This window comes from Rhodopseudomonas sp. P1, assembly GCF_039642825.1.
Classification (GTDB): Bacteria; Pseudomonadota; Alphaproteobacteria; order Rhizobiales; family Xanthobacteraceae; genus Rhodopseudomonas; species Rhodopseudomonas palustris_H.
The window spans coordinates 2,114,230-2,129,358 of record NZ_CP088006.1; the positions used below are offsets into that span (position 1 = coordinate 2,114,230).

The 15,129-nt window shown below is 65.8% G+C and carries 10 protein-coding genes; 1 reads left to right on the plus strand and 9 read right to left on the minus strand.

The window, feature by feature from the left end:
- Positions 1–49: 49 nt before the first annotated feature.
- On the minus strand, positions 50–301 hold the full coding sequence (locus LRC39_RS09820) for a hypothetical protein (protein WP_346297119.1): 252 nt from the start codon (positions 299–301) through the stop codon (positions 50–52).
- Between the two features lie 100 nt (positions 302–401).
- A complete protein-coding gene (locus LRC39_RS09825; protein WP_346297120.1) occupies positions 402–1,424 on the minus strand; it encodes a helix-turn-helix domain-containing protein in 1,023 nt (340 codons plus the stop codon).
- Between the two features lie 394 nt (positions 1,425–1,818).
- Between LRC39_RS09825 and LRC39_RS09830 the strand changes: the two genes are divergently transcribed.
- Positions 1,819–5,289, plus strand: coding sequence for an autotransporter domain-containing protein (locus LRC39_RS09830; protein WP_346297121.1), 3,471 nt, complete (start codon positions 1,819–1,821; stop codon positions 5,287–5,289).
- 284 nt (positions 5,290–5,573) lie between these two features.
- Here LRC39_RS09830 and LRC39_RS09835 read toward each other — a convergent pair whose 3' ends face one another.
- From LRC39_RS09835 to LRC39_RS09865, 7 genes are all read right to left on the minus strand, one after another.
- On the minus strand, positions 5,574–6,539 hold the full coding sequence (locus LRC39_RS09835) for an IS110 family transposase (protein WP_346295137.1): 966 nt from the start codon (positions 6,537–6,539) through the stop codon (positions 5,574–5,576).
- 290 nt (positions 6,540–6,829) lie between these two features.
- Complete coding sequence (locus LRC39_RS09840; protein ID WP_264055088.1) at positions 6,830–9,139, minus strand: sensor histidine kinase; 2,310 nt, start codon at positions 9,137–9,139, stop codon at positions 6,830–6,832.
- Positions 9,140–9,356: 217 nt separating this feature from the next.
- Positions 9,357–10,736 carry a cation-efflux pump gene (locus tag LRC39_RS09845; protein WP_107343903.1) on the minus strand — a complete coding sequence of 460 codons (1,380 nt, stop codon included), beginning with the start codon at positions 10,734–10,736 and terminating at the stop codon, positions 9,357–9,359.
- Between the two features lie 124 nt (positions 10,737–10,860).
- Positions 10,861–11,829 (minus strand): zinc-binding dehydrogenase, encoded by a 969-nt coding sequence (locus LRC39_RS09850; protein WP_346297122.1) that lies wholly within the window; start codon positions 11,827–11,829, stop codon positions 10,861–10,863.
- 45 nt (positions 11,830–11,874) lie between these two features.
- A complete protein-coding gene (locus LRC39_RS09855) occupies positions 11,875–12,870 on the minus strand; it encodes an NAD(P)H-dependent flavin oxidoreductase (protein WP_346297123.1) in 996 nt (331 codons plus the stop codon).
- A 238-nt stretch (positions 12,871–13,108) separates the two neighbouring features.
- Positions 13,109–13,894, minus strand: coding sequence for a fumarylacetoacetate hydrolase family protein (locus tag LRC39_RS09860; RefSeq protein ID WP_346297124.1), 786 nt, complete (start codon positions 13,892–13,894; stop codon positions 13,109–13,111).
- A 217-nt stretch (positions 13,895–14,111) separates the two neighbouring features.
- Positions 14,112–15,092: a 2-dehydropantoate 2-reductase gene (locus tag LRC39_RS09865; RefSeq protein ID WP_107343907.1), complete on the minus strand. Its 981-nt coding sequence runs from the start codon at positions 15,090–15,092 to the stop codon at positions 14,112–14,114.
- Positions 15,093–15,129 lie beyond the last annotated feature (37 nt).

Genomic DNA, 15,129 nt, shown 5'->3' on the forward strand with positions numbered 1-15,129 from the left:
GCGCGCGCTGCAGTTCTCTCGATCGGGGAGTTGTAGCGGTCCGGCGCGATTACTTCGCGGCGTCGGCGGAGGGCAGCTGATCGCAATCCATCGAATACACCAGCTTGCCGCTCGCGGTCTGGCCGATCGGCTTGCAGCCGGTCACGCCATCGTCGATCGGAGCCGCGATGGAGGCGGGCGCCGTCGCCGGTGTCTCGTCCTGCTTGGTCATGACGATGTAGCCGATGCCGACCGCGGCGCCGACGAACGCCAGTCGAAACATCCAAACCGAGGTCTGGTGGAAGGCGGTGCTGAAATCCACGCCGGGCTCCTCGCATCAATCGTCGGTTCGCTCTTACACGGCCGCTCCGAATGCGGACAAGCCGGATTTTAGACTAGAGCTTTGCGGGAATCCCTCGCGCTCAGACGGCGTGCCGCAGCGGATCGCGCGCCACCGCGGTCCACCATTGCTGCACCACCGCCGGGCTGGTGAGCTGGATCGCCGCCGAGGCATCGAGCTGCGCCTTGCGATAGGCGCTGGCGGTGATGCCGAACCGGGCGCGGAACGAGCGGCTGAAATGCGCCTCGCTTTTGAAGCCGAGATCGGAGGCGAGGCGTGACAGCCGCCGCGTCTCCACCGGATCGGCCAGCGCCGCCTGCACCGCGAGCAGCCGACGCTCCTGGACATAACGCATTACCCCGCCGCGCTCGGCGAACAGCCGGTACAGCGAGGCGCGCGACACGTCGAGCTGCTGCGCCAGCCAGTCAGGTGACAGCTCCGGCTGCGCGAGGTTGTCGCGGATCAGCGCCTCGGTCAGCGCCAGGATGGTCTCGTCGGCGCCGCGCTGTGGGGCGAGATCCGCTTCGGCCGACGGCGCCAGCAGGCGGCGCAGGAAGTCGGCGGTCTCCGCTACTGTCGTTGCCACGTCGGCCTCGGTCAGCTGCGCGCTGCGCTCCTGCAGCGAGCGGATATAGGCGGCGAGCAGGTCGTTGCGCAGCGGATCGAGCTTCGGCTTGAGCGCGTGCAGCGGCAGCCCGGCGAGCAGCTTGCGCGGCACGATCAGGCACATCGTGTTCGACGCGAACGCCCGGGTCGAGATCGGGCAGGCGAGATCGATCAGCGCCACCTTGCCGGGGCCGATCACGGTCTGCTGCCGCGTCACTTCGCCGTTGAAGCCGCCGGACACGTAGAGGTGCAGCAGCAGGTGGTCCGGCGTCACCGCGATGCGCTGGGCGTCGCGGACGAAATCCTGGGCGTTGAACGCGACCTTGGCGACCACCAGGTCGCCGATGATGATGCCGGAGGCCGATCCGGTCGGCGTCTTCCGGCTTGGACCGCAGGGACGCGGCTCGAACAGCGGCGAGATCACCGCACGCCAGGTCGCGAATGCGTTGGCCTCGTCGAGGCCGGAGGTCACGTAATACAGACGGGGAAGGGACGCCATCGGGTCGATTGATCTTCAAGCCGGCTCGACAGGCCATCGGCATTTCGCTGCGCCCGCGGCCAAGTGCTTTCAGCTTAGCGGTTTTTTCCGAGAAAGACGATTCATCTCCGCACCGCCAGCAGCCGGACGCGGTAGCCAAGTATTGCGCGCTCTGCGTGTATCCACGCCAAGGCGAATGGATGGCCGACGTAGCCGTCCCATCCGGTTGTGAGACGCAAAGTCAAAGGAAAGCGCCACCTTCAACCTGAATCCGGCCGCTCCGCTCTGTCGCGACGCATTCGCACCGATTTAGAACTACGCGAACACCGAGGCGAAGTGTTCGTCAGTTCGCCGATCGAGACAGAAGACCGAGCATGCGCGGCTGAGGCGCTGCTCGGACAGGAAGGGAAAGTCCGTGAGCACCGTGGGGCGTTTTCGTCATCTCTCGTCGCTGCTGTTGTGTACGACGTTTCTTGTCAGCACTCCGATGTCAGCCGCGTTGTATGCGGCGGAATCGCCTTCGAAATCGGTTGCCAAGTCTGCGTTGTCGCCTGACCTGAAGGCGAAGTTCTCCGACGCGATGCGGCAGGGCGAGCGCGCGCTGATCGCGCAGGCTTACGACAGCACGTATCGCGATCCGGGACTCCGCGACGCGGTGGTGCGCCATGTCTCCACGCTGGCGCCGAGCGCGATGCGCGACGTCACCACCGCCGCCGATCTCGGCGTGCTGACCTCCGGCCAGCGGATGGTCCTCGCGCCGAACGCCGCGCAAGTGCTCGCGACCCGCACCGCGTCGGTCTCCGGATTGAACGCGTCGTCGTATCAGAACGTCGCGATGGCGGTGAACAACTCGCCGAACCTGCCGAACCCGCTGCCATCCACGACCGAGCAGACCTGGAACCTGGATATGATCGGCGCCCAGGGCGCCTATAATCGCGGCTTCACCGGCGCCGGCGTCACCGTCACGGTGGCGGATACCGGGTTCGACACCACCAATGCTGGCCTCGTCAACAAGCTGCGCACCAACCTCGGCAAGAACTACATGGTCGAGATCGGCAAGGCGTTCGATCCGAACGACCTCTCGCCGGAGAGCGCACAGAAAACTGACATCCATGGCTCGCACGTCGCCGGCATTATCGCGGCGGAGAAGTTCGACAATGTCGATGCGCACGGCGTCGCCTACGATGCCAGCATCATTCCGCTGCGCGCGATCGCCGAGAAAGGCTACACCACCTACGGGAACGTCGACTCCTCCGCGCTGGCGCTGAACTACTTCGCCGGCCTGAGCGGGACGATGGTGTATAACGCCAGCTACGGTCCGAACTCCGACGGTCTGACCAATCTGAAGCTTTGGACCGTCGGAAACATCGACGACGAGGCGAATGCCGCGTTCAATGTCCTCAAAGCCGGCAAGATCATCGTCGCCGCCGCCGGCAACGACCGCGCCGACAATCCGATCGCTGCCCGCAATGCCAATGGCCTTGCACTGCTGCCGTTCTTCAATCCGGCGCACGCCGCGCTCGGCGTCTATGACGATCAGGGACAGCAGCTCGACGGATCTGCTCTCCAGCATCAGCAGGGGCAGATCATTTCGGTGATGTCGGTGGGCATCACCAAGGCGGCTGCGTCCTATTCGAATCTCTGCGGCGTGACCGCGAGCTGGTGCGTGGCCGCGCCCGGTGGCGATGATGCAACGGGGGCGCTGGTGTATTCGACCGTGCCGGTGAACACCTACGGCTTCGCGCAAGGCACCTCGATGGCGGCGCCAACGGTGTCGGGTGCGATCGCGGTGCTGATCCAGGCCAATCCGAGCTACAACGCGCAGGACCTGTCGCGCCTGCTGTTCTCGACCACGGAGGATCTCGGCGCGCCGGGCGTCGATGCCGTGTTCGGCTACGGCCTGATCCGGCTCGATCGGGCGACCGATGGTCCGACCACGCTCGCTGCTAACACGGCGGTGTCGGTGCTCTCCGACCAGACCACCTATTGGAGCCGGCTGCTCACCACCGATGGTGATTTCTCCAAGGTCGGCACCGGCATCCTGAGCATTTCCGGCCGCACCAACGCCGGCGGCAATGTGTTTGCGCAGCTCGGCACGCTCGCGGTCGATGGCACGCTGACGATGTCGGCCGGCCATCGCCTGGAAGTGGCGCAGCCCGCAACCCTGGCCGGCTTCGGCACGATCGCCGGCGACACCGTGATCGCGGGTACGCTGTCGCCGGGCAAGATGGCCAATATCGGCGACCTGGTGAGCAACAACGTGGTGCCGACCGGCACCGTGCTGAACGGCAACTCGGTCGGTACGCTGACCTTCAATGGCAATGTGACGCTGACCTCGACCGCCACGACCCGGATCGACATCGACGGCTCGCTGATTGTGCCGGGCGGCCCCGGCACCTACGACAAGATCTACGTCACCGGCGCCGGCAACGTGTTCTACGCGGCCGGCACGTTGACCCCAGTGCTGCGCGGCAGCGTCGGCACGGTCAGCAACTACACGCCGGCGATCGGCACCGAGTTCGCTTTCGTGCAGGCGACCAACGGCGCCAGCACCGCCGGCAGCTTTTCCAAGCTGGTGCAGCCGACGTCGGGTCTGCCGGCCAATGGCCGTTTCGACCTGATCTACAACCCGACCTCGATCACGCTGGTGGTGACGCCGTCGAGCTTCAGCCAGCTCGCCGATGCCGATAAGCTCGGCCCGACGCAGCGGTCGATCGCCGGCATCCTCGACAAGGATCGCGCCGCCTCGGGCGAGATGCCGACCGCCAACGAGAAGGCGCTGTACGACGCACTGTACAAGCTCAACTCCGAGGCGGAATTCGACAAGGCGCTGAATCAGCTCTCCGGCCCCGGCCAGCCGGCGATGGCGAGCGCGCCGCTGCAGGCGTTCACCGGCTTCCTCGGCGCGATCGGCGATCGCCAGGACATGCTGACGTCCGGCAGCGAGATCGGCCAGAACGGCACCGCGCAATCCTTCGCGATGTCCTATGCGGGTCGCAACACGATGAGCGCCGGGACCAATGCGGCGATGAACGCGTTCGCCAGCATCTCGCCGGCCGAGCGGGTGCAGGACGGCTGGTCGGTGTGGGGCCAGGGCTTCGGCCGTAACAGCCGGGTCGGCGACAGCGGCGACCTGTCCGGTTCGAAGGCGGTCAGCGCCGGCTTTGCGGTCGGCGTCGATCGGCGGTTCTCCAACAGCTTCAACGCCGGCGGTGCGTTCGGCTACACGCGCACCACGGCGACCAGCACCGACATGCAAGGCACCGTCGATACCTATGCGGGCGCCGCCTATGCGAGCTGGACGCCGGGCGCTGCCGTGCTCGACTTCCGCATCGCGGCCGGTCCGAGCCAGATGGCGACCAGCCGCCAGATCCTGTTGTCGCCGACCAGCCTGCAGGGCAGCGCCAACGGCGTCGGCGTCGGCACCACGTTCGAGGCCGGCTATCGGTTTGCGATAGGGCACGACGTGACGCTGAAGCCGTTCGTCGGCATGACCTGGCAGGGCTTCCGCCGCGACGCTTACAGCGAAAGCCAGCTGCCGATCGGCCTCGTCTATGCGGCGCGGACCTACGACAAGCTGACCTCCTCGGTCGGTGCGGCGGTGAGCGCGCGGCTGCGCACCACCGACGGCACCACGCTGGCGCCGGAGCTGAAGGTCGGCTGGGGCTACGACCTGCGTGACACCACGCTGGTCAGCGAAGCCGCGCTGCTCGACGAAGCGTTCCTGGTCGATGCCGCGCAGCCGGGCCGCAACGCGGCGCTGGTGAGCGCCAAGCTGTCGGGCTGGCGCACCGAGACGTTCCGGATGTTCGCCGCCTACACCGGCGAATATCGCAGCAACGCCACCAGCCACCAGGTTTCGGCCGGCGCCCGCGTCAACTGGTAAGCGAAGCTCTCACTGCTCAAGCGAGCCCCGGTTCTGAGCGATGAGGACCGGGGCTTGTTTTTGCGCGTCGGTGGAAGGCATTGGCTGATGCGGAAGAGGGGGCAAACCGGACCGCACGCTCTCTCAATGTGGTCGCCGGTCGATCGCGTGGAGGCCTGGTATCAGAGCATCTCGGGATTCCGGGTTCGCTCACTGCGTGAGCGCCCCGGAATGACGTTGTGTGGAGCGTCCGAACTCACCACGAGTCATTCCGGGGCGCGCGGAGCGCGAACCCGGCGACTGTCTCATGTGTCAAGGGTCTTACCTTGATATGGCGTGTCGGCTTTGACGAGTGCGTTGGCTGTGACGAGCAGTTTTCGGGCGATTGCGATGAGCGCGACCTTTCCGGGTTTTCCTTGCAGGCGAAGGGCGTTGTAGTCGTCGCGGAGCTTGGGGTGGTGGCGGGCGGCGACCAGGGCGGCCATGTAGAGGGCGGCGCGAACGCAAGGACGTCCGCCGGCGATGGCGGCGCGAGGCGGCGCTGCGCCGGATTGGCTGACGTGGGGCGCGAGCCCTGCGAGGCTGGCGATGGCCTTGCGATCGCGCTGGCCGAGTTCGGGTAGGTCGGTGATGAGGAGCGTAGCCACCCGTTCGCCGATGCCGGGGATCGATTTGAGGATGTGAAGGACGCGGCGGAGTTCGGCGTCGTCGCCGATGCGCCTGGCGAGTTCGGCCTCGATGGCTTGGCACTGCGCCGACAACGCGGCGATCGCGGCCCGATGACTATCGAGCAGGAGCGTGCCGCGGACCTGCTTCATCCGGGTCTTCTCCATCGCGATCATCTCGGTGAGCTGGCGGCGTCGGAGCGACAACGCCTTCAGCTCGAGTTGGGTGTCGGTCGGCAGGGGCAGGGGGCGCAGGGTCTCGGGCATAGTGAGAGCGAAGCGCGCAATCAGTCGCGCGTCCAGCCTGTCGGTCTTGGCGCGACCGCCTTCGGCCTCGCGGAACGCCTTGATCCGGCGCGGATTGACGATGCCGACTTCGAAGCCGGCGACCGAAAGCGCTTTGACCAGCGGTTCGGCATAGGGACCGATCGCCTCCAGAACCACCCGCCTGACGCCGGAGCGTTCGAGGCGGGCGATGATCTCGGCGATGCCATCGGCCAGATTAGGCATCCGGAAGGTCTGGCCCGACGGAGCCAGCGCGACATCGAGGAAACGTTGGCCGGCATCGACGCCGGCCGCAACCGCAAGCGGCACTGCAATCGTCATGGGCATCGGTCCTGTATGCGGGCGATCACCGCAACGGCAATGCCCGTGCGACTGTTCGATCAAGCAACACCGACAGAGGCGCCCGCACCGGGTTACGGCGAGATGATCGGCCGGGAATCTACCGAGCGGCCTCCGTCGTGCTGACTATGCACCAGCACCTCGCAGATACAGGAATCTCCTTGGCCGGTGCAGAGAGACACACACCACGGCAGCGCAGCGGCAGACACGAGGCCGTGGAAAGAGACCAAGCCGGGCAAGAAGCCAGACGGGCGAGACCAGACGGAGCGAGATCAGGCGGCGAGGGGGCGCTGCTGGCAGGTGCGGGGCAGGCTGACCATCACGATGGTGCCGGCGCCGAGCGTCGAGCGCAGCCGCATCGAGCCGCCGTGCAGATTGACCAGCGACTTGGCGATCGCGAGGCCGAGGCCTGAGCCGTGATAGCTCTTGGTGAGCTGGCTCTCGACCTGCTCGAATGGCTGGCCGAGGCGGCGCAGCGATTGCGGCGGAATGCCGATGCCGGTGTCGGCGATCATCAGCACGATCGAGCCGCCGGCGATGCGTCCGCGCACCGTCACCCGGCCTGCGTCGGGGGTGAACTTCACCGCGTTCGACAACAGGTTGATCAGGATCTGCTTGATGGCGCGGCGGTCAGCGACGATCGGGATCTGGTCGTTGAGCTCGGAGCGCAGGTCGAGATGCTTGTGCTCGGCGCGGCCGGCCACGACTTTCAGCGACTCGCCGATGGTCTTGGCGAGATCGAGCGGCTCCATTTCCAGCCGCATCCGGCCGGCTTCGATCTTCGACATGTCGAGAATGTCGTTGATCACCTCCAGCAGATAGTGACCGCTGGTCATGATGTCGTGGCAGTATTCCTGATACTTCTCCGAGCCCAGCGTGCCGAACATGCCGCTGCCCATGATCTCCGAGAAGCCGATGATGGCGTTGAGCGGCGTGCGCAGCTCGTGGCTCATATTGGCCAGGAATTTCGACTTGGTCTGATTGGCTTCCTCGGCCCGCCGTTTTTCATCGGCGTATTTGCGGGCGAGGTCGGCGAGTTCGAGTGCCTGCTTCTCCAGCTTCGACTGCGTGATCTTGAGATCGGCGACGGTGGCGCGCAGCCGCAGGTCGTTGTCGACCAGCTTCTGTTCGTGCGCCTTGATCCTGGTGATGTCGGTGCCGACCGCGACATAGCCGCCGTCCTTGGTGCGGCGCTCGCTGATGTGCAGCCAGCTGCCGTCGTCGAGCTGCGCCTCGAAGGTGCGGGCGCCGGGCATCACCGCGCCGTTGTCGCACAACCGAGTGCGAAGCTGCGGCATGCGGCCGACTTCGAGAATGGTCTCGTAGGAGGTGCCGGGCGTCACCGCCGAGTCCGGCAGCTTGTGCAGGCGCTGGAAGTGCGAATTGCACAGCACCAGCCGGTTGTCGGCGTCCCACAGCACGAAGGCTTCCGGGATGGTCTCGATCGCGTCGCGCAGGCGCAGATCGGCTTCGACCGAACGCTCGGCGAGGCTCTTCTGCTCGGTGATGTCGACCGCGATGCCGATCAGGTGCTTCTCGGTCGAGCCGGACTCCTGGGTGAGCTCGCAGCGCATCCGCAGCCAGATCCAATGGCCATGGGCGTGACGCATCTGGAAGCTGTGATCGATGTGATCGACCCGGCCGGCCATCAGTTCGTCGGCGATCGCGAACAGGTCGATGTCCTCGCCTTTCACCAGCGCATTGACCTCACCGAAGGTGAGGAGGTCGTTGCGGCTTTCGAGGCCCAGGATCGTGAACATCGACTGCGACCAGAAGATCCGGCCGCGGCTGAGGTCCCAATCCCATAGGCCGCAGCGGCCGCGATTGAGCGCGGTGTCGATCCGGCTGCGCACCGCGTCGTTGATCAGGTCGCCCTCGCGGGCGCGGGTCGACTGCCAATGGAAGGCGAAGCCGAGGATCAGCACCACGAAGCCGGTGGTCGCCGACAACGTGACCTGCAGTGCGGTGTCCGATCGGAGCACCGAGCCGGTGTCTTCCTGGATGATGACGACCTGGCCGGGCAGCGACTTCACCACGTGCATCGTGGCCAGCGCAGAAGCGCCGCCGGGCAGGGTGATTTCGGTGACGCCATTCGACTGACCGGACTTGGTCAGCGACGCCGCGCCGAGCACTTCAAGGAAGCGATTGTCGAGGCTGGGTTCGACGCCGATCGGCACGCGCGCGAGAATCCGCTGATCGGCGCTGGTGACGATGACGTGCCGACCCGCGGCGATGCCCCAGGTCGGGATCAGTCCGGGGAGCAGGTTCTGCAGCCGTTCGATCGAGGCAGGGCGGTCGAGACGGACCACGCCGATATGCTCGAGCCGTTCGGCAATCAGATCGGCGAGTGCGCTGAGATCGCGGTTCATCGCACCGCGCTTCTGCTTGCTCTGCTCGATGATCTGAACAGCCGCACCGAAGAAGATGGTGACAAGAAATGCGATGATCAGCAAAGGCACCGCGCGCCGCAACACCGGCTCTGCATTCAGCAGCCGATGATAGGCGGGTTTAGCGATCGACTGCGCCAATCCTTTAATTGAATCGGATTGAGCGCAGGCGTCCGCTGCCTGCACGCGCGCCATACGTGGCCCCCACCAAGTATCCGTCAGCACCCGTTCGAAGCAGCGAGCGCCGTTCGAATCATGATTAGGATTTGAATCGACTTTTAGGGGGCTGTCGAGAGTCAACGACTCAGGCCGCCTGAAAAATTCTTATCCAAAGGTGAATCGCGCCGACATTTTTTCGTGAGTCGAGTCCGAAACAAGAACGGCCGCAAAGTTTATTGCGGCGCTGTTCGGCTCAGTCCGCATTCGGCGGTTCGGCGTGACTGATCACGCGCTTCACCGAGGGGAACTTGGCGCGCAGCTTGCGTTCGATCTCGTCGACGTGCTCGTGCACCGAGATCACGCTCATCGACGGATCGGCGTAGCAGTGGAAGTTGACGATCTCGCCGGCCTCGGTGTCGCGCACACGGACGCTGTGCACGTCGTGGATCGCGCCGTCGTGAGTGAGGCGGCGCAGCGCCAGCCGAATCTCTTCGACACGCGCCGGCGCTGCGTCGGAGCCCTGCGGCAGCTCCGGCTCCAGCGGCTCGATGTGGGTGTCGACTTCGACATCGGCACCGAAGTCCTCGCGGATGTGATCCTCGAGCTTGTGTGCGATGTCGTGCGCTTCGATCAGCGGCATATCGCCGTCGACCTCGAGATCGATGCTGACGATCAGCTTGTGACCGAGATCGTGCACAGTGACGTGGTGGACCGCGAGACCGGAATTGCGGGCGATCACCATGATGCGCTCGCGCACGCTTTCATTGTCGCGCGCCACCGGAATCGCCGTGAAGGTGAGGTCGGCATCGCCGAACATCGCCGACATCGATTCCTGTGCCTTGCGCTTGATCTCGTCGATGCGGTCGATCGGGTAGGTGCGGGGCACTTCGACGAGGGCGTCGATGAAATGCGTCGGGCCGACCATGCGGGCGCGCAGCCGTTCGATGCCGACCACGCCCGGCACCGCGCCGATCGCTTCGCGTGCTTTGTCAGAGACGCCTTCGGGCGCACGGTCGAGCAGGGTCTGGATGGTCGAGCGGCCGAGCCGCAGCCCGAGCAGCGAGATCATCACCGCGACGCCGATCGCGGCCGCAGCGTCGCCCCAGTGAAAGCCCGCAGCGGCAAGTGCGAGGCCGGCGATCACCGCGAACGAGCCGAGCACGTCGGAGGCGAAATGCAGCGCGTCGGCGGCGAGCGCCTGGCTCTTGGTGGCGACAGCGGTCCGGTGCAAGGCCCAGGCGCGCCACAGATTGACGACGATATCGACGCCGAGAATGGCGAAGGCCAGATACGAGAAGGTCGGCGGCGGCGCGCCTTCGCGCAGCCGGCTGTAGGCCTCGACCAGGATGCCGCCGGCCAGCACGTACAGCATCGCGATCACGCCGAGCGCCGACAGGCTCTCGATCTTGCCGTGGCCGTAGTGATGCGCGTCGTCGGCGGGGCGATCGGAGATCCGCACCACGAACCAGGTGATGATGGTGGCGACCAGATCGATCGAGCTGTGCAGAGCTTCGGAAATCAGCGCCAGCGAACCGATGGCGATGCCGATGGCGAATTTCGCCGCCGCCATGGTGGCACTCGCCACAACGGAGACCGCGGCCACTCGCGACTTGGTGCTGGCGATGTCGTTCATGGCCGGGGATTTAGCAGCCTCGTGCGACGCCGAAAAGGCGCGCGCCCCGTTACCCTGGTGGTAACGGGGCGGTTTGGACTAGCTGCGAATTAGTCTCAGTTTAGGGCGTGGTCGCTGGCGGCCGTTACAACGTCACCACGATCTTGCCGAGGTGCCGATTGGCTTCCATGTGGGCGAAGGCGGCGCCGATCTCCGCGAACGGAAACACCTTGTCGACCGGCACCTTCAAGATGCGTGCTTCGACCGCCGGCCAGATGTCGCCGCGGACCTGGCGGAAGATTTCGCGGACCTCTTCGACGCTGCGGCTGCGGAAGGTGACGCCGACATAGTCGATCCGGCGCGCGGCGTGCAGATCGAAATTGAAGTCGGCATGGGTGCCGCCGAGCCGGCCGACATTGACGATGCGGCCGAGCACCCGCGTCGCGGCGAGGTTCTGGTTGGCGACCTTGCCGGAGACCTGGTCGATCACGAGATCGACGCCGGCGCCGCCGGTGGCGGCGAGCACCTGATCGACCCAGCCGTCGCCGGAGGAGTCGATCGCCAGATCCGCACCGAACTGATGCAGCTTTTCGCGGCGGCTCTTGTCGGTCGACGAGCCGATCACCTTGCGGGCGCCTTTCAGCTTGGCGATCTGCATCGCCATCAGCCCGACGCCGGAGCTGGCGCCTTGCACCAGCACCGACTGCCCGGAGCGCAGCTTGCCGATCGCCACCACCGCATTGTGCATCGTGGTGAGGGCGACGGGCAGGGTGGCGGCGTCTTCGAAGCTCAAGCCGTCCGGGATCGGCAGCAGCCGTCCGTGATCGGCGAGGGTGTACTCGCCGAACGCGCCGGCGGTCGAACCCATCACCCGGTCGCCGACCTTGCAGCCATAGGCCTCGTCGCCGAGCGCTACGACTTCGCCGGCGAACTCCATGCCGAGCACCGCGCCCACGCCGCCGGCGGCGCCGTGAGCGTGGCCCTTGGTCATGCCGAGGTCGGCGCGGTTGAGCCCGCAGGCGCGGACCCGGATCAGGACTTGCGGGCCTTTCGGCGCCGGCTTGTCGACTTCGGTGATGGCGGCGCCGGCGGCGCCGTAGACATAGGCTTTCATCGCAAGCTCGTCCTGTTCTCGCGGCGCCGACCCGGCGCGCGCGTCTTACTCCGCGGCCTCGCGTGCACCGCCCGAGGTCATGGCTTCGAGCCGGCCGCGGATGATCGCTTCGGCTTCGCGCACGATCCGCGACACCAGCTCGGCGCAGCTTGGAATATCATGGATCAGGCCCTGCACCATGCCCGCCGACCATACGCCTTCGTCGGTATCGCCATTGACATAGACCATCTTGCCGCGCGAGCCGGCGACCAGCTCCTTGACCTGCTCGAAGGTCGCACCCTGCTTCTCCAGCTCGATCACCTGCTGGCTGATCGCATTCTTGGCGACCCGCGAGGTGTTGCGCAGGGTGCGGAAGATCAGGTCGGTGGAGCGCTCGTCATTGGCGACGATCTTTTCCTTCACCGCCTGATGGATCGGGCTCTCCTTGGTGCACATGAAGCGGGTGCCCATGTTGATGCCGTCGGCGCCGAGCGCCAACGCCGCGACCAGGCCGCGCGCATCGGCGAAGCCGCCGGAGGCGATCATCGGGATCTTGATCTTGTCGGCGGCGGCCGGGATCAGCACCAGGCCGGGGGTGTCGTCCTCGCCCGGGTGGCCGGCGCATTCGAAGCCGTCGATCGAGATGCCGTCGACGCCCATCCGCTCCGCCGACAGCGCGTGGCGAACGCTGGTGCATTTGTGCAGCACCTTGACGCCGTGCTTCTTGAACTCCTCGACGTGCTCCTGCGGCTTGTTGCCGGCGGTCTCGACGATCTTGACGCCGCTCTCGATGATGACGCGGCGATACTCGGCGTAAGGCGGCGGCTTGATCGCCGGCAGGATGGTGAGATTGACGCCGAACGGCCTGTCGGTCATCTCGCGGCAGCGCGCGATTTCCTTGGCGAGATCTTCCGGCGTCGGCTGCGTCAGCGCGGTGATCATGCCGAGCGCGCCGGCATTGGCGACGGCGGCGACCAGCTCGGCCCGGCCGACCCATTGCATGCCGCCTTGCACGATCGGATGTTCGACGCCGAAGGCTTCGGTGAAACGGGTCTTGATCATTTGGGTCCCCCTTGGACATGCCGGCGCCTGACGCGCCTGTTGCTGTTGCTGGCGGCCGGGAGATTGCCGAAGCGACAGCGAAATGTCCAATGCGTGGGGAGGGGAGCGTCATCTCACCGAGTCATTCCGGGGCGCTCGCGCCAGCGAGCGAACCCGGAATCTCGGCGTCGTGAAAACAACTTCGGGATTCCGGGTTCGCGCTGCGCGCGCCCCGGAATGACGGCGCGTGTAGAGAGCGTCAGGCTTTCGCCGCCTGACGGAATTCGTTGTGCAGTTCGCCGATGCCTTCGATCGCGATGGTGACGGCGTTGACCGGTTCTTTCATCACGCCGACGCCGACCGAGGTGCCGCAGCAGATCAGGTCGCCGGGCTCCAGCGTCATGTCGTGCGACAGCAGGCTGACGAGCTTGTGCGGTGTGAAGATCATGTCGGCGACCGGATAGTTCTGCCGCTCGGCGCCGTTGAGGATGGTGCGGATCGACAGCGTCTGCGGATCAAGCCCGGTGGCGATCGCCGGGCCGAACGGACCGAAGCCATCGAAGCTCTTGGCGCGCGCCCATTGCGGGAAGCTCGGATCGCGGTTGAGGATGTCGGCGGCGGTGATGTCGTTGACGCAGGTGTAGCCGAAGATGTGCGACGGCGCGTCCTGTTCCGAGACGTTGCTGGCGCGCTTGCCGATGACGATACCGAGCTCGCCCTCATACACCACCTTGCCGTCGTAGGAGGCGGGGCGGTTCACCACGGCGCCGTGCGCCGCGACGCTGGTGGTGGCTTTGAGGAAGTACAATGGCTCCGGCGGGATCGACTGATTGAGTTTCGCAGCGAGCGCGCGAAAATTGTTCCACAGCCCGATGATCTTGCCGGGCGCGCACGGGCTGAGCAGCTCGACATCGCCGAGCTGCAGTGTCTGCCCGGTCGGTTTGCTGACGCCGAACATGTCGCCGTCATGCACGGTGATATCGGAATGCGCGATCGTGCCGAACCCGACCGCGCCCTTGGCGCGAAAACGAACCCATTTGGTCACGGCGATGGTCTCCTTTGTCGTTCCTATAACTGAAGCTCGTTCAGCGTCATTGCGAGGAGCGTAGCGACGAAGCAATCCAGCTCCGTGCCCGGCGCTTCTGGATTGCTTCGCTGCGCTCGCAATGACGGGAGAGGCTTCGTTGCTAACAACCTCGGGATTCCGGGTTCGCTCGCTGGCGCGAGCGCCCCGGAATGACGGGGCGTGGGACGGTGAACCGTCAGTACAGCCCCGCCACCTTGGCGCGCTGGATCACCAGGCCGAGCACCGAGTCGATCGCGGGGGTGGGGATGTTGGTCATCCGGCCCATCTCCTGCACCACGGTGACCAGCGGATCGATCTCCATCGGGCGGCCGCGTTCGAGGTCCTGCAGCATCGAGGTCTTGTGCGCGCCGACCTTGCGGGCGCCTTCGATGCGGCGTTCGACGTCGACGCGGAACTTGACCCCGAAGGTCTCGGCGATCTGCTGCGCTTCCAGCATCATCGCCTTCGACAGCGCACGCGTGGCCGGATCGGACGCGATCACGTCCAGCGTCGCATGCGTCAGCGCGCTGATCGGATTGAAGCAGACATTGCCCCACAGCTTCAGCCAGATTTCGTCGCGGATGCGGTCGAGGATCGGCGCTTTCAGCCCGGCGGCTTCAAACACCTTCGACAGGTTCTCGACGTCGGGGGTGGTTTCGCCCGACGGCTCGCCGATCGGGAATTTGTCGCCATAGACGTGGCGGATCACGCCGGGCGCTTCGATCTCGGTTGCCGGATAGACGATGCAGCCGATGCCGCGCTCCGGGCCGAGCTCCTTCCACTGCCGGCCGCCCGGATCGATGCTCTCCAGCGTGCGGCCTTCGAACTCATTGCCGCCGTGCTTGTAGAAGTACCAATACGGCACGCCGTTCACCGCGGTAACGATGCGGGTGTGCGAGCCGAGCAGCGGCTTCATCGACTCGATCGCGCCGGTGATCGAATGTGCCTTCAGGCAGATGATGATGAAGTCCTGCACGCCGAGCTCGGCCGGCTTGTCGGTGGCGTTGGGCTTGATCACCCGCTCTTCGTCCCCGATCAGCAGCTTGAGCCCGTTCTCCTTCATCGCCTGCAGATGCGCGCCGCGCGCCACCAGGCTGACGTCGGCGGCGCCGGAGTGAGCAAGCTGGACGCCGAGATAACCGCCGATCGCGCCGGCGCCATAGATACAGACTTTCATGCGATTTCCCATCAGACAGACGACAAGACAGGCGTGG